Raw genomic sequence first — 22,449 nt, forward strand, 5'->3', positions numbered from 1 at the left:
GGCGGCTGTCGCGTTAGACGGGGCGGCCCGCCGCGCCCGCGGCGACAGCACGTCTGTACACGAGCCCCCTCTTCGTCCTAGATTCCACGCATGGACCTCGAACTCCGCCACCTGCGCACCATCTGCCTCCTGGCCGACACCGGCAGCGTGACCAAGGCGGCCGCCGCGCTCTCCACCTCCCAGCCCGCGCTGACCACCCAGCTCCAGCGGATCGAGCGCGAGGTCGGCGGACCCCTGTTCCACCGGGGGCGTTCGGGGGTCCGCCCCACCGAACTGGGCGAGTTCGTGCTGGTGCGCGCCCGCTCGGTCCTGCTGTCCATGGACGACCTGCTGCACGACATCACCGCGCGCGGGGCCTCCCCCACCACCCTGCGTGTGGGCGGGGTCGGGCCGCTGACGCTGGAGCTGTCGGCCCGCATGCCCGAGGTCTTCCCGAACGTGCCCGTCCACGTGCGCACGGAGTACTCCCCCAAGCTGGTCACCGACCTGGTGCGCGCGGGCCGCCTGGACCTGGGGACCACGATCGACTACGTGGACCGCGACCTGTCCACCGACGGCCCCCTGTCCTGGGCGATGCTCTCGGTGGAGCCGCTGCACGTGGCGCTGTGGGCCGACCACCCCCAGGCGAAGCGGTCGCTGGTCAGGCTGGGCGACCTCGCCGGGTCGCCGTGGGCGCTGACCCCGCCGGACGGCACCGGCTGGCCCGAGTGCTTCTACCTGGCCTGCCAGCGGGCCGGGTTCACGCCCGAGGTCCCCTACCGGCTCTACGACCGCTCCGAGATCCGCGACCTCGTCGCCGACCGCCGGGCGGTCGCGCCGTGCCAGCCGGACTTCGACACCGGACCGGACGTGGTGGTACGCCCCCTGGAGGGCGAGCCCATACAGCTGCGCCACCTGCTGGTCTGGCGGCGCGACAGTCCGATCCAGCAGGCCTCCGACACGATCGCGCGGCTGGCCCGCGAGATCCTGGGCGGCCCGTCCCGCACGCCGGAACCCCCGGCCCCGGGCGCCGCCGGGTACGCCGACGGCGCCGCTTCCGCTCTCGGCCGGGCTCCGGGCGAGCGGTGCGACGGGCGCGCGACGGGGGCGCTCAAGGGCTGAGCCGACCGCATTCCACCCCCTCCCACCTGCACACACGTCACATGACGACCGGTCGGTTTGTGAGGTGGGGCGGCACGCGTAGAGTGTTTACCCGCAAGTAACGTACTCGTGAGTAGACATACCCCCGCCGTCCGCTCCACAGACACGTACCTCTCCCCCACGGGCCCCGCCCCGCCCGTTCCGCGAAGGCACGACCGAGTCCAGGACACCATCATGCGACCACTGAGCATCCTCTCCTCGACGCTGGCCGTCACGGTTCTCCTCACCTCCTGCTCCAGCGGCACGGACAACTCCGACCGGGCCGACACGCCCGGGGTGACGGACGACGCCGTCGTCATCGGCACGCACCAACCGCTCACCGGAGCGGCCTCCCCGGGGTTCCGGCACGTCTCCACCGGCGCCCGCGCCGTGTTCGACTACATCGACGACAACGGCGGCATCCACGGCCGCCGGATCGAGTACCAGGTCCAGGACGACGCGTTCGACCCCGCGCAGACGCTGGAGGCCACCCGCAGCCTCATCGACGACCAGGAGATCTTCGCCATGCTCGGCGGCCTGGGCACCCCCACCCACGAGGCCGTGATCGAGGAGCTCAACGAGGCGGGCGTCCCCGACCTGTTCGTCTCCTCCGGCGCCCTGGCCTGGGACCAGCCCGAGGTCTACCCCTACAGCTACGGCTTCCAGGTGGACTACACCCGGGAGGCCAAGATCCAGGGCCAGTACATCGCCGAGAACTTCCCCGGCGACAGTGTCGGCCTGCTCTACCAGAACGACGACGTGGGCCCCTCCTCGCACGCGGGGATCGAGCAGTACCTCACCGAGGAGATCGTGGCCTGGGAGTCCTACGACCCCGGCGTCCCCGAGCTCGCCGGACAGGTCCAGGAACTCAAGCGGTCCGGCGCCGAGATCGCCGTCTGCCACTGCATCCCCGCCTTCCTGGCCCTGGCCGTCCTGGAGGCCACCGCGATCGGCTACACCCCGCAGTGGGTGGCGCCCAGCTTCGGCGGCGACGTGGCGGTGGCCACCGGGCTGATCGAGGAGTACGCGCAGGGCACGGCGGCCGAGAACGTGCCGCTCGAGGCCTTCCTGGACGACCTGATCATCACCGCGTTCCTGCCGATGGCCGCCCAGCGCGAGGACCCGTGGACGGAGTTCTTCCTGGAGGTCCACGAGAGGTACAACGAGGGCACGCCCTTCACCGACACCACCGTCTACGGCATGGTCCAGGCGGTCCTGTTCGCCCAGGTGCTGATGGAGACCGGCCCCGACCTGACCCGGGAGAGCCTGCTCGCCACCCTCGACTCCCACGAGTGGACGGGGCCCGGCCTGGTGCCGTTCAACGCCACCGAGAACGACCACAGCGGTTACGCCGGGGTGATGGTGGTGCAGCACCACTCCGGTGAGGAGCCCGAGGTCCTCCAGGAGCCCATGGTCACCGACAGCGGCGGCGGGGAGATCCTGCCCTTCGAGCTGGACCGGCCCGCACCCGACGAGGTGGCCCTCTTCGGGGGGTCCGGCGGCTAGACCGGCGGACCGGCGGCGGTGCGCCGCCGGTCCGGGTACGGCGGACGGCCCGGGGGGCACACGGACGCGCGACCGCCTCGGGAACGCGCGTGTGCGGCCCGGTCCTCAGGACCGGGCCCGCCCGCGGCGCGAGCGCACCCACCAGACCGCGCCGATCACCACCGCGAGCGCCACCCCGCACACGGCCGCCGGCAGGCCCGGGTCCGTACCGCCGACGCCGACCAGCACCAGCGCCGCCGTACTCGGCACCCCGCCCAGGAGCGTGCCCAGCGCGAAGGGCCACATCCGCACCCGGGTCAGCCCGAAGCCGTAGTTGACCGCCTGGTAGGGGATGACCGGGATCAGGCGCAGTTGGAGCACCGCCAGCAGGGCGCGCCCGCCCGCCAGGGTCTCCAGCCGGGCGCGGACCCCTTCGGGCAGCCGCCGGGCCACCGCGTCGCCCGCCACGTGGCGGGCGACCCAGAACTGGGCCAGGGCGGCGCACACCCCGCCCGCCACGGCCAGGACCAGGCCCAGGGACATACCGAAGAGCAGTCCGGCGGCGGCGTTGAGGGCGGGCCGGGGCAGGAAGGCGAACACCCCCAGCAGGTACACGCCCAGGTAGGCCAGCGGAGCGGCCGCTCCGGCCTCCTCCACCCAGGTCTGGAGGGCGTCCAGGTCGGGACCCCACAGCAGCGCCGACACCAGCAGCGCCACCCAGAGCAGCAGCAGGGCGAGCCGCGACACGTCCGCGGCGCGCGAGCCGCGCGTGTCCTCACCCATGGCCACAGCGTACGCCCGGCGCCGGACTCACCCGGAACCGCGCATAGGCGCCGTCCGGTGCGAACGGGGCGGTCCGCGCTATTCCGGCCGGTCGGGGTGTCCGGGTTCCTCGGAGGCCTCGGGGAGGCGGAGGACGAACGCCGCCCCGCCGAGCAGCTCGCTGTGCGCGGCCAGCAGGCCGCCGCCGTGGGCCCGCGCGATCTCGCGGGAGATGGCCAGCCCCAGACCGCTGCCGCCGGGATCGCGCTCCCGCGACTCGCTCAACCGCGCGAAGCGCTCGAAGATCCGCTCCCGCTCCCCGGGCGGAATCCCCGACCCGTCGTCGTGCACCTCCACCACGGCGAAGCCGCCCTCCCGCCGGACGATGACGTCGACGCGGGACGTCGCGTGCCGGTCGGCGTTGGCGATCAGGTTCGTCAGGACCCGCACGAGGCGCAGGCGGTTGGCCTCGACGTGGACCGGACCGGAGGAGTGCAGCCGCAGTTCGGGGATACGGCGTTCGAACGCGAACTCCTCCGCGACCAGGGCGGACAGGTCCAACCGTTCCCGGACGGGTGCGGTGCCGGCGTCCAGGCGGGCGAGTTCGAGCAGGTCGGCGACGATGTTCTCCAGCCGCTCGGTGTCCGAGAGCAGGCCGGTGAGCAGCCGCTCGCGCGCGCGGGTGTCGGGTTCGGGGTCGGAGAGCTCCACCTCCAGCTTGGTCCGCATCCCGGCGATGGGGTTGCGCAGCTCGTGGGAGGCGTCGGAGACGAACCGCCGCTGCCGGGCCATCCCCTCCTCCATCCGTTCCAGGCTGTGGTTGGCGGTGCGGGCCAGGAGGGCGATCTCGTCGTCGCTGTCGGGCACCGGGAGCCTGAGGTGCAGGTCGCTGACGGAGAGGGTGTCGAGCTGGGCCCTGATCTCCTCCACCGGGCGCAGCGCCCGGCCGACCCCGTGCCAGATGACGAACCCGGTGGAGGCGAGCAGGACGCAGGACATCACCACCAGCGCGTCCTCCAGCACGTGGGTGGCCACGATCTGGGGCGTGCCCACGGCCGCCAGGACGACGACGTCGCCGTAGGCCGTGTCGTCGACGGCGTAGCCCGACACCAGCAGGCAGGTCCGGGGGTCGATGCCCGCGACCGGCCCGCAGACCGTGGTGTCCACCCGCGGGTCGGAGCCGGTGGGGCGTTCGGAGGTCAGCTGCGGCTGGCCCTCCATGGCGTCACTGGAGGCGAGCACCGCACCGGAGTCGCGCGCGACGACCTGGATGCGCAGGACGGACTCCCCGTCGGGGATCAGCTCCGGGTAGCGCTGGACCACGATGTGGTCCGCGACGTCGCGGGCCTCCTCCGCCGCCAGGTCGCGGACCTGTTCGACGATCGCCTCGCGGACGAGGAAGATGGTCAGGGCCACGCCCAGTCCGGTGACCACGGCCAGTGCCGCGACCGCGCCGAACGTGACCCGGGCCCGAATCGACCGGGGACGTATCCGCTCCCACACCCTCATGGGCCCGTCATCCCAACCTGGCACCGACCCATTGTCACCCAGGAGGCCGGACATCCGTCGAAGCGACGGCGGTGTGGCGGCGGTCGGCGAACGGACCGGCGGTTACTGCTCGTAGGGGGAGGGCGGGTCGCTGACCTCCTCCATCTCCAGGACCTCAAACTCGTGCTGGCTGACGTCGGCGATGTCGCCCTCGGGTTCGACCCAGGTGCCGCGCACCGTCCACCAGCTGTCGGTCTCCGGCGCGGGCTCGTTGGAGACGTGCACCTTGTTGACGATGGCGTCGGCGGCGCAGCAGGACATCTGGAGGCGGGCCAGGAACCAGCCCTCCCCCTCGGGGTCGGGCACCGCGAAGCCGGTCAGCTCGACCTCGCGCCCCGCCAGCTGGCGCTCCTCGTCCACCCAGGCGCGCATCACGAACTGGCGGATGTCCATCGCGACGACCTCGCCCGGCCCGGCCTCGGCCAGGCCGTCGTCGAAGCGGCCGGGGCGCGCCTGCTCGGGCGGCGGGGCGGAGGAGGCGGCGGTGGACTCCACGGTGTAGGCGCCCAGCGCGGGCGGTGCGACGACGAAGACCGCGACCACCGGCAGCAGGAGCAGCCAGGCCACTCTGGGCGCGCGGGAGTGGTCGTGGCCGTGGTCGTCGGCGGAGTGGTCGGAGTGCTCCTCGGGGGCGGTCGCGGCCGTCCTCTCCCCGCGCAGTTCGGCCACGATGATGAGCACGCCGAGCACGGCCATGACCACGCCCGCGGCGATGAGGAAGGGGCCGAAGCCCGCCTTGACCCAGTTGAGGTAGAGGTCGGTGGCCACCGTGCTGGTCAGCGCGGCGGCGCCGAGCAGGACGAGGGTGAGCCCCTGGGCGATGCGGTTCACAGGACGAGGCCTCCGATCAGGAAGGTGCTGAGCAGTCCGACCAGCAGGCACATCGGTGCGAAGCGCACGACGAAGCGCCAGCCGAACACGCCCGCCTGCATGGCGATGAGCTTGAGGTCGACCATCGGGCCGATCACCATGAACGCGAGCTTGGCGGTGGGCGAGAACTCGGTGAGGCTGACCGCGACGAACGCGTCGGCCTCGGAGCAGATGGACAGCAGGATGGCGAGCAGGGCGAGCACGAGCACCGAGACGACCGGGAGCCCGGCCACCGTGACCAGCCACTCGCGCGGGACCAGGACGTTGAGGGAGGCCGCGGCCAGGCCGCCGACCACGAGGTAGCCGCCCGCGTGCATCATGTCGTGCAGCATGGACTCGCGGAAGACGGTCCACCGGGACTCGCCGGGGGCGTGGGTGCGCGAGGGCAGGCGCAGCCAGTCGGTGCGGCCGAAGCGCACCCAGATCCACCCGATGACCACGGCGGCCAGCAGTGAGGCGACGAACCGGGCCAGCACCATCTCGGGCTGTCCGGCGAAGGCCACCGCGGTGGCGATCATGACGATCGGGTTGATGGCGGGCGCGGCCAGCAGGAAGGTCAGCGCGGCGGCGGGCGCGACCCCGCCCTTGATCAGGCTTCCGGCGATGGGGACCGAGGCGCACTCGCACCCGGGGAGCAGGGCGCCGGAGGCCCCGGCCACGGGTACGGCCCGCGCGGGGTTGGAGGGGATGAGGCGCTGGTAGACCGAGGTCGGGACGAACGCGGTGAGCGCCGCCGACAGCGCGACGCCGAAGACCAGGAAGGGCAGCGCCTGGAAGCTGATCGCGGTGAAGATGGTGGCCCAGGCCAGGAAGGCGTCGCTGGTCAGCCGGTCGGTGACCCAGGCGTGCCCCATCGCCATGGCGGTGATGAACAGGGCGAACAGCCAGACCGTCCCGGTCCTGCGCTGACCGCCCCTGCGCCCCCAGTCCTCGGGCGGCAGTTCGTCGCCGCGGTCGCTCCACCCTCCGGCGAGGGTGTCGCCGAGCGAGGCGGAGGCGTTGGGCGCGGCGGGGTCGGGTGCGGCGGCTGGCGTCGTCCGGTCGGACACGGTAGTACTCCGCGGTGGTCGGGTGGGAACTCCACGCATCGTACCGAAAATCGTTTTCGCCCGTCAGCGTCCCACTCCGGCCTGTGGACAACCGGGCACCGGGTTCAGCCGGGGAAGGGGGGACCCGGGGAGGGGGCCGTCTTCGACACACCCCGGTTATCGCTCGGTGCCGGAGTCCCGGTTCCCCTGCTCGGGGCCCTCGTCGCCGTCGTGAGTCGTCCCCGAGTCGCCGTCGGACCGGTCGGCGTCACCGGCCTCGTCCACGGCCGTCGCGCCGTGCGGCTCCGCCTCTGCCTCCGCCGGGCCGGGCTCGTCACCGTCGCGGCCGTGCTCCTCCGCGACCGCGCCCGGGTCCGGGGGCGCGTCGCCCTCGTCGCGGGGGACGTCCTCGGGCTGGGGCCCGGAGGCCGGACCCCAGCACTCCACGTTGGGCAGGCCGGGCATCTTGGCGAGCGTGAACTGGGGGTCCAGGCCGTTGCGCAGCTGGCGGCTGTAGTCGGCCAGCAGCCGGAAGGCGATCCCCGACAGCGGCGCCAGGGCCAGCAGGTTCACGGTGGCCATGACGCCCATGGAGATGTCGGCCAGACTCCACACCAGGGTCAGGGGAGCCACGGAGCCGAGGAAGACCGCCGCCAGGACCGCGTAGCGGAAGTAGGTCATGTGCTGGGGGCTGCTGTCCAGGAACTGGAGGTTGGTCTCCCCGTAGTAGTAGTTGCCCAGCACGGAGGTGAAGGCCAGCAGGAAGAGGATCACCGTGAGCGCGTGGACCGACCACTCGCCCAGGCTGGCCTCCAGCGCCCCCTGCGTGACCTGGATGCCCCGGTCGTCGCCGTACTCGGGACCGCTGACCAGCACGATGAAGGCCGTCACCGAGCACACCAGCCAGGTGTCGAAGTACACGCCCAGCGTCTGCACGAGCCCCTGCTTGACCGGGTGGGAGACCGAGGCGGTGGCGCCGGCATTGGGGGCCGATCCCAGACCCGCCTCGTTGGAGAACATGCCGCGCCGCATGCCCTGGACGATGGCCGTGCCCACGCCCCCGGCGACGAACTCGCGCGCGCCGAACGCCGACGCGAAGATGTCGCCGACGACCCGGGGCAGCTCCCCTATGTTGAGGGCGACCACCCACAGGCCGATCAGGATGTACAGGACGGCCATGAGCGGGACCAGCGCCTGGGCGGCGTGCGCGATGCGCCGGATCCCGCCGAAGATCACCAGCGCGGTCAGGCCCACGAGCACCAGCCCGATCACGGCCGACAGCAGCAGGCCGGGCGTCCCGCCCAGGGTCCCCACGGAGGTGGACACGGCGGCGGCGATGCTGTTGGCCTGCACCGTGTTGAACACGAGGCTGAAGGTCACGGTGATGATCACCGCGAACAGCACGCCCATCCACCGCCTGCCCAGCCCCTTCTCCATGTAGTAGGCCGGACCGCCCCGGAAGCCGGTGTCGGTGCGCACCTTGTACAGCTGGGCCAGGGTGGACTCCACGAACGCCGCGGCGCCCAGCACCGCGGCCATCGTCCACATCCAGAACACCGCGCCCGGGCCGCCCAGGATGATCGCCGTGGACACGCCGACGATGTTGCCCGTCCCCACCCGCGAGGCGGCCGAGATGGAGAAGGCCTGGAAGGAGGAGATCTCCCGTCGGCCGTCGGGGGCCACGCCCGGGGCGCTGCCCAGGACGCGGAACATCTCCGGCAGCAGGCGCAACTGCACGATCCCCGAGCGCACCGTGAAGTAGACGGCGAGGACGATCAGGAGCGGGATGAGGAAGTAGCTCCAGAAGAAGTCGTTGACGGCGACGACTGCGTTGTTCACGCGCTCCCCTTCAAGCGGTCCGGTCTTCGGCAAGTGTCCACGTCACCGGAGGTGGGGGCCCGTGCGGACACGCGAAGGGGCGGTAAAGGACCGTAACGGGTCAACAACCCGCCGCGGGCACATGATCGGGCCCCGGCCTGTGGTGGGAGCGCCCATGGTCAGCCGCGTCCGCGCTCCCCACGGTTCCGGACATGAGACAGAGAGCCTCCTTCGGGGCTCGTCGCCTCGGCGGTGCACCTGGTGACCATCCCCGCCCGGGGAGCCCCGTCGGACCGGATCGGCCGCAGGCCGGTGACCGCGCTGGGGGCCGCGGGAGCGGGGCTGTGGGTGTCCGCCTTCTTCCCGCTCGTGGACGCGGGGACCTTCTGGTCGGTGACCCTGGCCGTGACGGTCGGGCTGGTCCTGCACGGGGCCATGTACGGCCCGCAGGCGGCCTTCTTCTCCGAGCTGTTCAGCACCCGCGTGCCGCTACTCGGGAGCGTCGGTGGGCTACCGGCTGGCGTCGATCTTGGCGGGCGGGCTGGCCCCGCTGATCGCGACGGCCCTGCTGGCCTCGTTCGGCAGCAGCGTGCCGATCCCGCTGTACGTGGCCGCCATGGCCGCGGTCACCCTGGTCGCCGTCGCGGCCGCCCGCGGGAGCAGGGCCGCGACCCGCGGGAGGCGGCAGTGTCCGAGAGAAGAGGGTGACCCCGGTAAAAGGGCCCGGGCCCGGCAGGTGCCACCTGCCGGGCCCGGGTCTGTCATCGCACCGGATGCCGCTCCGGGTACGGGAGCGGCGACGGGATCAGTACTGCGGAGCGGAGTCGAAGCGCTCCTCGCGGCGCGGTCCGCGACGGTCGCCGCGGTAGCCGCCGCGGTTGTCGCCGCCGCCCCGGTAGCCGCCACCGCCGCCACGGCGGTCACCGCCGCGGTAGCCGCCCTCGCCGCGCGGGGAGAAGTCGCGACGGTCGCCGCCGGGACGGTCGCCCCGGTAGCCGCCGCGGCCCTCGTCCCCGCGGTAGCCGCCCTCGCCGCGCGGGGAGAAGTCGCGACGGTCGCCGCCGGGACGGTCGCCCCGGTAGCCGCCACCGCCGCCGCGGCGGTCACCGCCGCGGTAGCCGCCGCCACCCCGGTAACCGCCACCGCCACCGCGGGGGCCGCCCCGACGGGGGCCGCCGCGGCCGCGGCGCTCGCGCACGGGCTCCGGCGGCTCGATCCACGGCTCCCAGGAGGGCTCCTTGGCTCCGGTCACCTCGCTGAGCAGCTCGTCGCCCGGGTTGACCAGGTGCTGCTTGGCCTCGACACCGGCGTCGCTGAGCAGGCGGCGGGCCATGCGGCGCTGGTTGGGCGCCACCAGGGAGACCACCAGGCCGGAGGCGCCCGCGCGGGCGGTGCGGCCGCCGCGGTGCAGGTAGTCCTTGTGGCCGGTGGGCAGGTCGACGTTGACGACCATGTCGATGCCGTCGACGTGGATGCCGCGGGCGGCGACGTCGGTGGCGACCAGGGCCTGGATGCGGCCCTCACGGAACTTGGCCAGGGTGCGGGTGCGCACGCTCTGGGTCTTGCCGCCGTGCAGGGAGGCGCAGGGGACACCGGCTTGGGCCAGCTGCTCGCTGATGGTGTCGGCGCGGTACTTGCTGCGCACGAACAGGATCGTGCGGCCCTCGCGCGCGGCGATCTGGGTGACGATCGTGTTCTTGTCGCGGGGCAGCACCTTGAGCAGGTGGTGCTCCATCTTGGTGACCTGCGAGACCGGCGGGTCCACGGAGTGGGTGCGCGGCTCGTTCATGTACTTGCGGACCAGCTTGTCGACGTCGCCGTCGAGCGTGGCCGAGAACAGCAGGGTCTGGCCGTCGGGGCGGACCTGGTCCAGCAGCTCGCTGACCTGCGGCATGAAGCCCATGTCGCACATCTGGTCGGCCTCGTCCAGCACCGAGATCTCCACGTCGCCCAGGTCGCAGGCGCCCTGGTCGATCAGGTCGGACAGACGGCCCGGGGTGGCGACCAGGACCTCGACGCCGCGGCGCAGCTCGTTGATCTGGCGGGTGTAGGAGCTGCCGCCGACGACGTCGCCCACGCGAACGCCCACGACGCGGGCGTAGGTGCGCAGGGCGTCGCGGACCTGGTGGGCCAGCTCGCGGGTGGGCACCAGGATCAGGGCCCGGGGCCGGTTGGCGGCGGCGCGGCGCTCGGCGGCGCGCATCAGGACCGGCAGGCCGAAGGCCAGGGTCTTGCCCGATCCGGTGCGGCCGCAGCCGAGGACGTCGCGGCCCTCGATGGCGTCGGGAATGGTGGCGGCCTGGATCGGGAACGGGGTGGTCACACCGTTCTTGGCCAGTTCCTCGACGATGTCCTGGGGCAGTCCCAGGCTGTCGAAGGCAGGCGTTACGGCAGTGTCCGTCGTCAAGTGACGTGTACCTTCCTCATCGTTTGGCGGCGTTTCGAGGAAGGCTTCACACGGCCATGACCGACCCAGCGAAGAAATCACACAAACGCGCCTGATCACACGCGGAAGCGGGCCCCATCATGTGTGTGGGGCTCCTGAGCTCGTGAGATCCTCACTGGCGTGGGGGGACGAGCGACTCTTCGGGTCAAGAGTGGCGCCGACCGGGTCGGCACGCTCTCCGCGTCTTGCGCGGCCTCGGCGCGCTCGGATGCGCGCGGCATGTCACGACCGCTCGTAGAAGACTACTAGAGATCGTCCCGCAGCGGGGACCGGGTGGGGGTTTTCGACCGGTGACAAGGGTCTCCCCCTCCTGTCCACATCCTCGCGCAACCGCTGGGTACGCGGCTCCGCCCCCGGTCCGGAAGGCAGGGGGACGGGAGGCGGAGCGAGGGCTAACGCGCTCCGTCGGCCGCGGCTCGGGCCAAGGCGGCGAGCCGGGCGGCCTGCGCCGCGCGCTCGGCCTCGGCCTGCTGCCGGAGGGTGTTGCCCGCGGCCTGCTGGAGCAGGGCCTTGGTGGCGGTGGCGGCCGCGCGGTCGGTGGCGAGCAGTGCGGCCACGACGTCGTCCACCGCCGCGGAGAGCTCGTCCGCGGGGACCACGAGTTCGGCCAGGCCGAGGTCGCGCGCCTCCTGGGCGCCCACGCGGCGGGCGGTCAGGCAGATCTCGATCGCGCGGTTGACGCCGACGATGTCGACCAGGGGTTTGGTGCCCGTGAGGTCGGGGACCAGCCCCAGGGCGGGCTCCTTCATGCACAGCTGGGCGTCGTCGGCCAGGATGCGCAGGTCGCAGGACAGGGCGAGCTGGAAGCCCGCCCCGATGGCGTGGCCGCGCACGGCGGCGACGGTGACCAGGTCGGGGCGGCGCAGCCAGAGGAAGCCCTCCTGCAGACCGGCGATGTAGTCGCGCACCTCGGCGTCGGAGGCGGTGCCGTCGGCCAGGCCCGCGACCATGGAGCGCTCGCCGTCGACGCCCTCGGGGCTGAACATGCCGAGGTCGATCCCGGCGGAGAAGATGTCGCCGTCCCCGTCGACGACGACGATCCGGACGTCTTCGGGCAGGGTCCGGCCGATGCGGGCCAGCGTGGTCCAGGTGCGCCCGGTCATCGCGTTGCGGCGGTCGGGGCGGCTGATGGTGACGTGGGCGACCGGCCCCCGCACCACCAGCCTGAGCCGGGCCCGGGAGAGCTCCTCCTCGGTGGGCGCCGGTCCGGGCCCGTTCGTCGCCTGTGCCATGGGTTCCTCCGTCGTGTTCGGTGTCACCCCCGGATATTACCCATCAGTAACACAGGGCGGCGAGGGGGCCGGGGCCCGGCGCCTCACGCCTTGCGCGTGGGTCCCCCGCGGCCGCGCAGCTCCACCCCCGCCTCGCTCAGGAGCCGGTGGACGAAACCGTAGGACCGCCCGGTGGCCGCCGCCAGCATGCGGATGCTCTCCCCCGCGTCGTAGCGGCTCTTGAGCTGGTCGGCGAGCGCGGAACGGTCCTCCCCCGCCAGCCGTGGGCGCTTGATCTGCGCGTCGTTCACTCACTCGCTCCTCAGAGTCGTCGGATCACCCGTCGTGGGCCACCCTCATGATCCGGTATCGGGCCCGCGGACCGCCACACCACGCGGGCGCCCCGCCGAAGACGCCGTTTTCGGCGCGGGGCGGACACTGACCGAAAAGAGGGGGAGGTGAACCTCCCGGACCCGCCGGGCGTCCACCTCCCCTGTGCCTCTCCTCCGCCGCGGGCGGCCTCAGGCCAGCGCGATGAGGTCCTCGAACTCGGCGTTCCACACGTCCTCCACGCCGTCGGGCAGGAGGATGACCCGCTCGGGCTGGAGCGCCTCGACCGCGCCCTCGTCGTGGGTGACGAGCACGATCGCGCCCTTGTAGTTGCGCAGCGCCGCCAGGATCTCCTCGCGGCTGGCCGGGTCGAGGTTGTTGGTGGGCTCGTCCAGCAGCAGCACGTTGGCACTGGAGACCACCAGCGTGGCCAGCGCCAGCCGGGTCTTCTCACCGCCGGAGAGCACGCCCGCGGGCTTGTCCACGTCGTCGCCGGTGAACAGGAACGAGCCCAGCGTGCGCCGCGCCTCGACCTCCGGCAGGTCCGGGGCCGCGCTCATCATGTTCTCCAGCACGGACCGGTCCACGTCCAGGGTCTCGTGCTCCTGGGCGTAGTAGCCGAGCTTGAGCCCGTGGCCGGGCACGACCCGGCCCGTGTCGGGTTTCTCGACATCGCCGAGCAGGCGCAGCAGGGTGGTCTTGCCCGCGCCGTTGAGGCCCAGGATCACCACGCGGCTGCCCCGGTCGATGGCCAGGTCCACCCCGGCGAAGATCTCCAGGGACCCGTAGGACTTGGACAGGCCCTCGGCCATGAGCGGCGTGCGACCGCTGGGCGCCGGGTCGGGGAAGCGCAGCTTGGCCACCTTGTCGGACTTGCGCACGCCCTGCACGCCGTCCAGGAGCTTGTCGGCCCGGTTGAGCATCTGCTGCGCCGCGCGCGCCTTGGAGGCCTTGGCCCGGAACCGGTCGGCCTGCTTGCGCAGGGTGTCGGCCTGCTTCTCGGCGTTGGCCAGCTCGCGCCTGCGGCGGCGCTCGTCGGCCTCGCGCTGCTCCAGGTACAGCTTCCAGCCCATGTTGTAGACGTCGATGACACTGCGGTTGGCGTCGAGGTAGAACACCTTGTTCACCACGTGCTCGACCAGCTCCACGTCGTGGCTGATCACGATGAGCCCGCCCTGGTGGGACTTGAGGAAGTCGCGCAGCCAGGCGATGGAGTCGGCGTCCAGGTGGTTGGTGGGCTCGTCCAGGAGCAGGGTGTCGGCCCCGCTGAACAGGATGCGCGCCAGCTCGATCCGGCGGCGCTGACCACCCGAGAGCGTGTGCAGCGGCTGGCCGAGCACCTTGTCCGGCAGCCCCAGGCTGGAGGAGATGGCGGCGGCCTCGGACTCGGCGGAGTAGCCGCCCAGCACGTGCAGCCGCTCCTCCCAGCGCGAGTAGGCGCGCACGCCCTTGTTCCGGGTCTTGGTGTCGGTGCTGGCCATCTTCTTCTCGGCCTCGCGCATCCCGCGCAGGGCCTCGTCGATGCCGCGCGCCGACAGGATCCGGTCCCTGGCGATCACGTTCAGGTCGCCGGTGCGCGGGTCCTGGGGCAGGTAGCCGATGCTGCCGGAGGAGGTGACGGTACCGCCGGTGGGCAGGCCCTCGCCCGCCAGCACCTTGGTCATGGTGGTCTTGCCCGCACCGTTGCGGCCGACCAATCCGATCCGGTCCCCGGCGGCGACGCGGAAGGTGGTCGGCTCCAACAGGAGTCGAGGACCGACGCGCAGTTCGAGGTCGGTGGCGATCAGCATGGTGGGGCTTCCTACGAGGTGGTGGGACGTTGGTGTGCGGCCGGTCCGTGCGACTGTTCCCGGCGGCCGGGCAGGCGTGTGCGCCGCGGGGAGACGTGGTCTCCCTCGCGCGGCTGCGGGAGGGGCGACTCGGGGCCTACCGACCCAGACTAACGGCACCGGTGGGGGGCGGCGCGAGGGATTTGCGCGGAACGCGGACGCCCCCGCCCGGTCAACGGGGCGGGGGCGCCGGACATTCCCGGGGCGGCGCGGACGCGGCGGCGCCGCTCCGCGCCTACTTCTGCTCGGGGGGATCGACCGGGGTGGCTCCGCCCGCGCCCTCCTGGCCGGGCTCCCCGTCGGCCCTGACCACGACGGTGTCCGCCCTGACCTGGGCCACGTCCGCGTTCCCTCCGCCGGAGTCGTCACTGGTGGAGGGCGGGCGGTTGCGCAGCAGCGCGGCCAGCACCGCGACCACCGGGGTGGACAGGAACATGCCGGGGATGCCGCCGACGACCGCGCCGACGGAGATCCCGATGAGCACGATCGGCGAGGGCAGGTCGAGCGAGGCGCCGTAGATGCGCGGCGCGAAGACGTTGCTCTCCAGCTGCTGCACCAGGAGCACGGCGCCGACGATGATCAGGGCCACGACCCAGCCCTCGGTCACGAAGGCCACCAGGGCGGCGAGCAAGCCGGTGAGGAAGGCGCCGATGATCGGCAGGAAGGCCCCGACGAAGGTGAGCACGATCAGCGGGATGGCCAGGTTGATGTCGAGGAAGATGACCAGGGCGATACCGATGCCGACGGCGTCGAAGAAGCCGACCGCGGCCACACCCCGTACGTAGCGGCCCATGACCCCGTAGGCGACGTCGCCCGCGTGGCGCATGCCCGGGCGCGAGCGGGCCGGCAGCAGGGTGACCAGCCAGTCCATGAGCTGGTCGCCCGAGTGCACGAAGTACACGACCAGGGCGATGATCAGGACGATGCCGACCAGCACCGAGATCACCGCCGAGGTGGCGGTCCAGGCACCGCTGAGCAGCTGGTCCTGGTTCTCGGTGATCATGCTCTGGATCTGCGCCCAGGCGTCGTCGATCATGTCGGTGAACAGGGCCGGGTCGACGAAGGGCAGCCGGATGTCCTGGAGCTCGGTGATCGCGCTGGTGACGCTGTCCACGAGCGGGCCGAAGCCCTGGATCGCGGGCGTGACGATCAGCGAGATCACGCCGCCGAAGACGATGAGCCCGACCAGCAGGGCGATGGTGGTCGACAGCCCCCGGCCCAGCCCCCTGCGGCGCAGCCCGTTGGCGATCGGCATGAGCAGGGCGGTGATGAACACCGCCAGGATCACCGGCAGGGTGACGACCGACAGGTAGACGAGCACGTAGACGAGCAGGCCCGCCACCACGCCGATGAGCAGTACCCGCCAGGCGACGTCGCTGATGGAGCGAAGGAGGTTGTCGTCCCCCTGGTGCTGATCGGTCGGTCCCTCGTCCGCGGCCTGGGGTTCGGCGGCGCGCTGGTTCTCCGCCTCCAGCCTGGCGAGGCGCTCGGCGCGGGCTCTGCGGGCGGAGAGCCACTTGTTCAGGAGCGCCCACACTCCCGGCCGCTGGGCTTGCACATGGACTCCATTCTCTGGACGTTGCGCGGTGGAGGTCGGGGGACCGACGGCCGCATGGGGGTGCTCTCGCGGGGGGCGAGCGAGTGGGGCCCGTGTTTCCCACGGGCCCGGTGGGAGGTCAACGCTGTCAGAACTGCCAGGGTTCCCGCGGGCGGCCGCTCTCGACGATCTCGTTGCCGAAGGGCGCGAGGGCCACGGGGATCATCTTCAGCGAGGCCCAGGCCATGGGGATACCGATGATAGTGACGGCGAGGCCGATCGCGGTGGCGATGTGGCCGAGGGCCAGCCACCAACCGGCGACGATCACCCAGATGACGTTGAGGAAGGTGCTGCCCCCGCCCGCGCCGGGCCTGCGCACGAGATCGCGTCCGAAGGGCCAGATCGCGTATCTGGCCATGCGGAACGAGGCGACGCCGAAGGGGATCGTGACGATGAGGATGCAGCAGATGATGCCCGCGAAGACGTAGCCGACGGCCAGCCAGAACCCCGCGACGAAGATCCAGATGACGTTCAGGATGAACCGCAAGAGGCCCACGGTGTTCTCGTCCTCCTTTGTGTTGGTGTCCCGTTTACGGGGACGCGTGGCCGCGGAGCGGCCGTGTCCGTTGTTTCTACCGTCTGGGACGTCCGCGCACCACGACCCGTTCGGACGCCCCACCCTGGTACTTCCCCTAGGGGCGGCCTTCAGGCATGCGGGAGGCGTCGACGCGTGCGCCGCGGGACGGCGTGTCGTGTGGGGATCGCGCGTCATCGGGGTAGGGGCACGGGACGCGAGGGAGAGCACCCGGAAGCGGGCGCGGGAGGGACCGTCGGTCCTCCCCGACGGCGTCGACGGAGGGTGAGGACATACGGTCAGGCCCGAACCGGGAGCTCCGCGCAGACCGCAATGTGACCCGCACATCAGGAGGACCCCCTAGGCAGGAGGGACATCGCACCATACGATGTGCTGTGTCCTTCGCAAGGCCCCAGATCTTGCGATGCACAACAAACTCAGACAAAAGACCGCACACCGGTCAGTTGTCATCTGGTTTCGGTAACGGTTGTGCGAGTAATTTCCCTACCCCCCGTGCATGATCGGGATGAGGGATGGCATGATTACGTACCGGCTCGGACGGAGGCCGTCACCGCCTCCGCAGCCGTTCGCGTGAGAGCACTCCGCCCCTCGGCGGATCGGTGCCGCAGTACCTGTGCTTCTCGTGGTCTCAGCCACACCGGGGAACATCACTCGCACCGCTCGGCGTTTGCGTCGTGCGGGGTGACTCGCGCCGCATGACCAATTTTGGTGACTGAAGCTTTTTCCGACAGCTTACTAGTGATTTCAGTAGAGGTGGTTCAAGCATGTCTCAGGTACGTCGGCAGGCCGCGCTGCGCCCCCGCCCGCACTGGGGGTGGCAGGATGCCGCCGCGTGCCGGGGCGAGGACCTTGTGCTCTTCTTCGGTCCGGACGGCGAACGCCAGCCGGAGCGGGAGATCCGTGAGCGCAAGGCCAAGGAGATCTGTGCGGCCTGCCCGGTTCGAAACGACTGCCTGGACTATGCGATCTCGCGTCCGGAGAAGTACGGCACCTGGGGCGGGCTGAACGAGGACGAGCGCGCCTCCGAGCGCCGTCGCCGCATGCGTCGCGCGAACGCCGCGTAGTCCGGAAATTCCCGCAGGCGGATCTCCCCCGGTGGCCCCGGCCCCCGAACAACCCGCGGCGCCCCGACGAACAACGTCGAGGGCGCCGCGGGTTTTCTCATGCCCGGCGTTGTCTTCCGGGTCCGCTGAAAGGCCCCGCCTCCGCGGAGGGGACACGGCCGCGTCCGGCCCTGCTGCGCCTCACCCCCGGCCCGCGTCCAGGTGCCGGTCGAACCAGTCCAGGGCCTCGGCCGCCACCCTGCGCCACTCGCGGGAGTCGCGGAGCAGCCGCTCGGCCCCCGACACCACCCGCAGGTCCGTGGAACCGCCGATCCGGGCGCGCGTCCACTCGCCGAGCTCGCGCAGGAAGGAGTCGTCCCCCTCCAGCAGCACCAGGACCGACGCCCGCACGTCCGGCAGGCTCGCCTCGGCCACGTCGATCCGACCCCCGTGCGCCACCACCGCGGCCACGTCCCGCGGGTGCCTGGCCGCGGCGACCAGGGCCGAGGCCGCGGCGTCGCCCGAGGCCAGCAGGCCCAGGGGCTCGTCGGCGGTGTCCGCGGTCCGGCGCAGCCAGGCCGCCGCGGCGCCCAACCGCTCGCCGAGCTCGTCGGCGCCGACGCCGGAGGCGGCGTCGGGAGCGCTGTCGGGGCCGTTGTCGGGAGCGGTGCCGGAGGAGACGGACGAGCGCTCCCGCTCGGTCAGCAGATCCATGAGGAGGGTGGCGTACCCGGCCTGCCCCAGGACCGAGGCGACCGACCGCCACCGTTCGTCCGCGCGCCCCTCCCCCGCGGCCATCACCACCGCGCCGCGCGTCCGGGCGGGCACGGTGAGGTCGCCGTCGAGGTGGACCCCTCCCACGGGCACCCGCACGTGCCGTGTCCGGCCCGAGCGCGGCCGCGTGTGCTCGTTCTCGGCGAGGATGGCGGTGACGTGGTCGTCGGAGAGCTGGCCGAAGTCGCGGTACCACTCCCCCACCGCGCGGAAGTTGTCCGGCGCGCTGAGCACCACCAGGGCGTCGGCCTCCTCGCGCAGCAGCGCGACCGCCTCCGGCGAGGCGACCGGAACCGCCAGGACCAGCCGCGCCGGACCGGCCTGGCGGACCATGCGCAGCGCGGCGCGGGCGGTGCCCCCGGTGGCCACGCCGTCGTCCACCACCACGCAGTCGCGCCCGGCGATCCGCGGGGGCGGACGCTCCCCGCGGTAGACGCGGCGCCTGCGGTCGAGTTCGTCGCGTTCGGCCGCGACGGTGTCGGACAGTGCCTGGCGGGGCACGTGCAGCCGGGCCAGGGCGCGGTCGTCGTAGAGGACGCGCCCGTCCTCGGCGACGGCGCCGACCCCCATCTCGGGGTGTCCGGGCAGGCCGATCTTGCGGACCATGAGCACGTCGAAGTCGGCGCCCAGCCGCAGGGCGAGTTCCGCGCCGACCGGCACTCCCCCGCGGGGCAGGGCCAGCACGAGCGGTTCGTCGACGGCGAAGGGGCGCACCCGCTCCGCGAGTCGGCGTCCCGCCTCCGACCGGTCGGCGAAGGGCAGTGAAACGGGTACTGGGTTCATGGCCTCACCGGCGCCGGGGCACGGGCCCCGGTACCGCTCCTCTCGGCTGTGTGGACGAGCCGCTGGAAAGTGGTACCGAGATACCCCCCGACACGGCGGTTCCAACCCCGCGCCCGAGCAAAACCGTCCCTCAGGTGCGGCGGAAGCCGTTCCGGAAGACGGCCATCAGCAGCGCGTCGTAGCGGCGCCCGTCCCACAGCAGGGAGTCGCGCATCCGCCCCTCCACGGCGAAACCGCAGGAGCGGTAGACGGCGATCGCCCTCATGTTGAAGGCGTAGACGTACAGCCAGACGCGGTGCAGGCCGATGTGCTCGAAGGCGTACTCCAGCACGAGCTGGGTGGCCTCCCTGCCCAGCCCCCGGCCGGTGAACTCGATCGCGGACAGGGCGATGCGGTACCCGGCGCTCTCGTCGTCGGGCTCGACGGCGTAGAGCGACAGCTCACCCAGATAGCGCCCGTCCTTGGGCGCGGTGATGGCCAGGTCCAGGCGGTCGGTGCGGCCCGCGCGGGTCTCGCACCACTCCTTGGCCTGCGCGTAGGTGACGCGCCGGTGGGTGCCGGTGAGTCTGCGGACCTCCTCGTCGAGGCTGGCGGCGAAGTAGGCGTCGGTGTGCTCGGCCGACAGGGGCGCCAGGCGTACGCTCCTCCCGGTGAGTGTGGGCTTCTCTCGCAGCGCGCTCGTGTTGATCATGGGCTCTTCCGGTTCCGTCCGGGCCGTGCGGACACGGTTCCCGGCGTGGGGGAGGCGGCGGACAGCGGGCTGGACGCCCTGCGCGGGAGCGGGCCGCTGGGCGGGGGCTCGGGTCGGGGACCTGGAGGCGGTGGCGGACGGGGGCCGGGGGCGGAGGACGTCGGGCGGGGTGGAGGCGGGACCTGTCGGGGGTGGCCGGGGGCCTGCCCGGTGACGGAGCAGGACCTCTATTTGACTTCCTCTTCCACCCGAAGGCAAGAAGGGTCCGGCGGGACCCGCCGGGGCGGTGCCACCGCGGACGACGGCTCAGCGACGCGGGACGTCCGCACGGTCGGTGAGGCGGGGCGCCCCGGGACGAACCTGTTCGGAGCGGCCGAAAAGGCCTGCCATCCGATGACCGGACTCGATAACATCTGCACGCACCGACAGCCGTTCTGGGAGCCGCCGTGAACGTCCAGACCCGAACCGAGTCCCCTCCGCCGGAGGCCCGCAGGGCCAGAGTCGCGGTATCCACCCTCTTCTTCGTCAACGGCTTCACCTACACCAACGCCGTTCCGTGGCTGCCGGTGCTCAAGGCCCAGCTGGGGCTGAGCAACGCGGAACTGGGCATGGCGATCGCGGCGATGCCGACCGGCGCGATCCTGACCGGCATGCTGGCGGGCCCGCTGATCCACTGGTTCGGCAGCGGCCGGACCGCGGTGGGGACCAGCCTCATCTCTTTGGGAGCGCTCCCATTCATCGCGCTGGCACAGAACTGGTGGATGCTGGCGGCGGCGCTGTTCGTACTGGGCAGCGCGGACGCCTGGACCGACTCGGCGCAGAACTCGCACGGGCTGCGCGTCCAGCGGCGCTACAGACGCAGCATCATCAACACCTTCCACGCGCTGTGGAGCCTGGCCGCGGTGGCCGGAGGCCTCCTGGGCGCGGCCATGGCCGGTACCGGCGTGCCCATCCTGTGGCACCTGGGCGGCGTGACCGCGGTGCTGGTGTGCGTGAACCTGGCGGTGAGCCGGATGCTGCTGCCCGGCCCGGAGAGCAGCGAGCGCGAGGACGGCACCGACGCCGGGAGCGGGCGGCGCCTGCGCGTGCCCGGACGGGCCGTGCTGCTCCTGCTGGTGCTCGGCGTGCTGCTGATGTTCGCGGGCGGCATCGAGGATTCCGCCGCCTCCTGGGGCGCGGTGTACATGACCTCGGAGCTGGAGGCGTCGCTGTTCCTGGCGGCGATGCCGTTCGTGGCCTGCCAGGCGATGATGACGCTGGGGCGCCTGGCCGGCGACCGGGTGACCGACCGGTTCGGCGCGGCCAACGTGGGGCGCGCGTGCGGACTGCTGGCGGCCGGCGGGATCGCGTTCGCCCTGCTGGTGCCGCACCCGGTGGCCACGGTCATCGGCTTCGGGGTGATGGGGCTGGGCGTGTCCACGCTCTTCCCGCTGACCCTGGCGGCGGCGGGGAACGTGCCGGGCGTGCGCACCGGGGACGGGATCACCGTCGTCGGGTGGCTGGGCCGCGCGGGCTTCCTGGCCTTCCCGCCGCTGGTGGGCTTCCTCGCAGACTCCTCCAGCCTGGGGAACGCGCTGTGGGTGATCGCGGGGGCGGGCGTGGGCGCCTTCCTGCTCGCCTTCGCCCTGCGTCCGCGCACGTGAGGGCCGAAGGGCCGCAGCGCCGTTCCTCCCGGGGCGGCGCGGCCGCCTGCCCGCGCACGTGAGAGGGCCCCCGACCTGGCGGTCGGGGGCCCTCGTCGCCGTACGGCCTCAGGGACCGTGCGGCGGGGTGATGCCGTTAGGCGATCGGAGCCGGACGGCGGGCCCCGGCCCACAGGGCCAGAGCGCCGATGCCCGTCACCACGGCGCCGCCGAGCACGAAGCCCTGCATGTCGACGCCGGTGGTGGCGAGGGTCTCGTCACCGTCGTCGTCGCTGTCGCCGTTGCCCTCGCTCACCGGAGCGGCGGCCTCGGGGGCGCTACCACCGGGGGCGGTGGTACCGGGGGCCTGGATCTCGTCGCCGTCACCGGGAGCGGTGCCGCCGTCGCCGTCACCAGGGGGCGTGCCGCCGTCGTCGCCACCACCGTCACCGGGGGGGTTGCCGCCGTCGTCACCATCGTCACCGTCGCCAGGACCGGGCTCGGGCTCAGGCTCCGGCTCCGGCTCCGGCTCGGGCTCCGGCTCGGGCTCAGGTTCCGGCTCGGGCTCGGGCTCCGGCTCAGGTTCCGGCTCGGGCTCCGGCTCCGGCTCGGGGTCCGGGCCGGGACCGGGGTCGCCGCCGTCGTCGCCACCGCCGTCGTCGCCGCCACCGGGGTTGCCGGGGCCGGGGTCGCCGCCGTCGTCACCGCCGCCGGGGTTACCGGGGCCGGGGTCATCGGTACCGGGGTCGCTGCCTTCACCGCCGTCATCGGGGCCGGGAGGCGTAGCAACGCCGAAGGTGTCGTTCAGGACCTCGTCGGAAAGGACAGCACCCGCGTCACTGACAGTCTCGGTCGCGGTCGCGTCCAGGGTGTCGGCGAACGCCGGACCCGCGGAGAAACCGGCCATGAACAGGCCGGCCGCGGTCACGGTGAAAACACGCTTCTTGGGGGTCATCCC

General features: G+C 72.5%; 18 protein-coding genes. 4 read left to right on the forward strand and 14 right to left on the reverse strand.

Translation table 11 applies throughout. The features are described 5' to 3' along the window. The first annotated feature begins 90 nt into the window (after positions 1-90). Positions 91-1,101, forward strand: coding sequence for a LysR family transcriptional regulator (locus AC0VX6_RS18010; protein WP_475465350.1), 1,011 nt, complete (start codon positions 91-93; stop codon positions 1,099-1,101). 213 nt (positions 1,102-1,314) lie between these two features. Next, positions 1,315-2,625 carry an ABC transporter substrate-binding protein gene (locus tag AC0VX6_RS18015; protein WP_475465351.1) on the forward strand — a complete coding sequence of 437 codons (1,311 nt, stop codon included), beginning with the start codon at positions 1,315-1,317 and terminating at the stop codon, positions 2,623-2,625. A 105-nt stretch (positions 2,626-2,730) separates the two neighbouring features. On the opposite strand, the gene AC0VX6_RS18020 is transcribed toward AC0VX6_RS18015, so the two are convergent. The 11 genes from AC0VX6_RS18020 to AC0VX6_RS18070 all read right to left on the reverse strand — a co-directional run bounded on the left by AC0VX6_RS18020 (position 2,731) and on the right by AC0VX6_RS18070 (position 16,539). Then, positions 2,731-3,387, reverse strand: a complete 657-nt coding sequence (locus tag AC0VX6_RS18020; RefSeq protein WP_274973854.1) for a TVP38/TMEM64 family protein — start codon at positions 3,385-3,387, stop codon at positions 2,731-2,733. Positions 3,388-3,465: 78 nt separating this feature from the next. Beyond that, positions 3,466-4,875: a sensor histidine kinase gene (locus AC0VX6_RS18025; RefSeq protein WP_475469391.1), complete on the reverse strand. Its 1,410-nt coding sequence runs from the start codon at positions 4,873-4,875 to the stop codon at positions 3,466-3,468. A gap of 102 nt (positions 4,876-4,977) precedes the next feature. Next, entirely contained in the window at positions 4,978-5,745 is a 768-nt protein-coding gene (locus AC0VX6_RS18030; protein WP_475465352.1) for a TIGR03943 family putative permease subunit, read from the reverse strand. Then, positions 5,742-6,833 (reverse strand): permease, encoded by a 1,092-nt coding sequence (locus AC0VX6_RS18035; protein ID WP_274973856.1) that lies wholly within the window; start codon positions 6,831-6,833, stop codon positions 5,742-5,744. Before AC0VX6_RS18035 ends, AC0VX6_RS18030 begins: the two co-directional genes overlap by 4 nt. Before the next feature lie 156 nt (positions 6,834-6,989). Then, positions 6,990-8,651, reverse strand: coding sequence for an amino acid carrier protein (locus AC0VX6_RS18040; protein ID WP_274973857.1), 1,662 nt, complete (start codon positions 8,649-8,651; stop codon positions 6,990-6,992). 784 nt (positions 8,652-9,435) lie between these two features. Next, positions 9,436-11,037 (reverse strand): DEAD/DEAH box helicase, encoded by a 1,602-nt coding sequence (locus AC0VX6_RS18045; RefSeq protein ID WP_475465354.1) that lies wholly within the window; start codon positions 11,035-11,037, stop codon positions 9,436-9,438. A 431-nt stretch (positions 11,038-11,468) separates the two neighbouring features. Next, positions 11,469-12,308: an enoyl-CoA hydratase/isomerase family protein gene (locus tag AC0VX6_RS18050; RefSeq protein ID WP_274973859.1), complete on the reverse strand. Its 840-nt coding sequence runs from the start codon at positions 12,306-12,308 to the stop codon at positions 11,469-11,471. 83 nt (positions 12,309-12,391) lie between these two features. Next, positions 12,392-12,598: a helix-turn-helix domain-containing protein gene (locus tag AC0VX6_RS18055; RefSeq protein WP_274973860.1), complete on the reverse strand. Its 207-nt coding sequence runs from the start codon at positions 12,596-12,598 to the stop codon at positions 12,392-12,394. Positions 12,599-12,808: 210 nt separating this feature from the next. Next, on the reverse strand, positions 12,809-14,407 hold the full coding sequence (locus AC0VX6_RS18060) for an ABC-F family ATP-binding cassette domain-containing protein (protein WP_047868313.1): 1,599 nt from the start codon (positions 14,405-14,407) through the stop codon (positions 12,809-12,811). 274 nt (positions 14,408-14,681) lie between these two features. Continuing rightward, positions 14,682-16,004 (reverse strand): AI-2E family transporter, encoded by a 1,323-nt coding sequence (locus tag AC0VX6_RS18065; protein WP_475465356.1) that lies wholly within the window; start codon positions 16,002-16,004, stop codon positions 14,682-14,684. Between the two features lie 127 nt (positions 16,005-16,131). Then, positions 16,132-16,539, reverse strand: coding sequence for a YccF domain-containing protein (locus AC0VX6_RS18070; protein ID WP_047868315.1), 408 nt, complete (start codon positions 16,537-16,539; stop codon positions 16,132-16,134). An 803-nt stretch (positions 16,540-17,342) separates the two neighbouring features. Between AC0VX6_RS18070 and AC0VX6_RS18075 the strand changes: the two genes are divergently transcribed. Then, on the forward strand, positions 17,343-17,642 hold the full coding sequence (locus AC0VX6_RS18075; RefSeq protein ID WP_013153824.1) for a WhiB family transcriptional regulator: 300 nt from the start codon (positions 17,343-17,345) through the stop codon (positions 17,640-17,642). A gap of 180 nt (positions 17,643-17,822) precedes the next feature. Here AC0VX6_RS18075 and AC0VX6_RS18080 read toward each other — a convergent pair whose 3' ends face one another. Continuing rightward, positions 17,823-19,178 (reverse strand): phosphoribosyltransferase family protein, encoded by a 1,356-nt coding sequence (locus AC0VX6_RS18080; protein ID WP_274973862.1) that lies wholly within the window; start codon positions 19,176-19,178, stop codon positions 17,823-17,825. Positions 19,179-19,308: 130 nt separating this feature from the next. Next, entirely contained in the window at positions 19,309-19,869 is a 561-nt protein-coding gene (locus AC0VX6_RS18085) for a GNAT family N-acetyltransferase (RefSeq protein WP_212643762.1), read from the reverse strand. Between the two features lie 446 nt (positions 19,870-20,315). Between AC0VX6_RS18085 and AC0VX6_RS18090 the strand changes: the two genes are divergently transcribed. Beyond that, positions 20,316-21,512 carry an MFS transporter gene (locus AC0VX6_RS18090; protein WP_274973863.1) on the forward strand — a complete coding sequence of 399 codons (1,197 nt, stop codon included), beginning with the start codon at positions 20,316-20,318 and terminating at the stop codon, positions 21,510-21,512. A 136-nt stretch (positions 21,513-21,648) separates the two neighbouring features. Here the strand turns inward: AC0VX6_RS18090 and AC0VX6_RS18095 are convergent, their stop codons facing one another. After that, a complete protein-coding gene (locus AC0VX6_RS18095; RefSeq protein ID WP_475465358.1) occupies positions 21,649-22,446 on the reverse strand; it encodes a hypothetical protein in 798 nt (265 codons plus the stop codon). Between the last annotated feature and the right edge of the window lie 3 nt (positions 22,447-22,449).

This window comes from Nocardiopsis sp. iso_25 (genome assembly GCF_056173305.1).

Excerpts from the sequence above, each read along its gene's own strand:
- AC0VX6_RS18060 (WP_047868313.1), bottom strand. The coding sequence starts at position 14,407 with ATGCTGATCGCCACCGACCTCGAACTGCGCGTCGGTCCTCGACTCCTG.
- AC0VX6_RS18095 (WP_475465358.1), bottom strand. The coding sequence starts at position 22,446 with ATGACCCCCAAGAAGCGTGTTTTCACCGTGACCGCGGCCGGCCTGTTC.
- AC0VX6_RS18015 (WP_475465351.1), top strand. The coding sequence starts at position 1,315 with ATGCGACCACTGAGCATCCTCTCCTCGACGCTGGCCGTCACGGTTCTC.
- AC0VX6_RS18025 (WP_475469391.1), bottom strand. The coding sequence starts at position 4,875 with ATGAGGGTGTGGGAGCGGATACGTCCCCGGTCGATTCGGGCCCGGGTC.
- AC0VX6_RS18020 (WP_274973854.1), bottom strand. The coding sequence starts at position 3,387 with ATGGGTGAGGACACGCGCGGCTCGCGCGCCGCGGACGTGTCGCGGCTC.
- AC0VX6_RS18010 (WP_475465350.1), top strand. The coding sequence starts at position 91 with ATGGACCTCGAACTCCGCCACCTGCGCACCATCTGCCTCCTGGCCGAC.
- AC0VX6_RS18085 (WP_212643762.1), bottom strand. The coding sequence starts at position 19,869 with ATGATCAACACGAGCGCGCTGCGAGAGAAGCCCACACTCACCGGGAGG.
- AC0VX6_RS18075 (WP_013153824.1), top strand. The coding sequence starts at position 17,343 with ATGTCTCAGGTACGTCGGCAGGCCGCGCTGCGCCCCCGCCCGCACTGG.
- AC0VX6_RS18050 (WP_274973859.1), bottom strand. The coding sequence starts at position 12,308 with ATGGCACAGGCGACGAACGGGCCCGGACCGGCGCCCACCGAGGAGGAG.
- AC0VX6_RS18080 (WP_274973862.1), bottom strand. The coding sequence starts at position 19,178 with ATGAACCCAGTACCCGTTTCACTGCCCTTCGCCGACCGGTCGGAGGCG.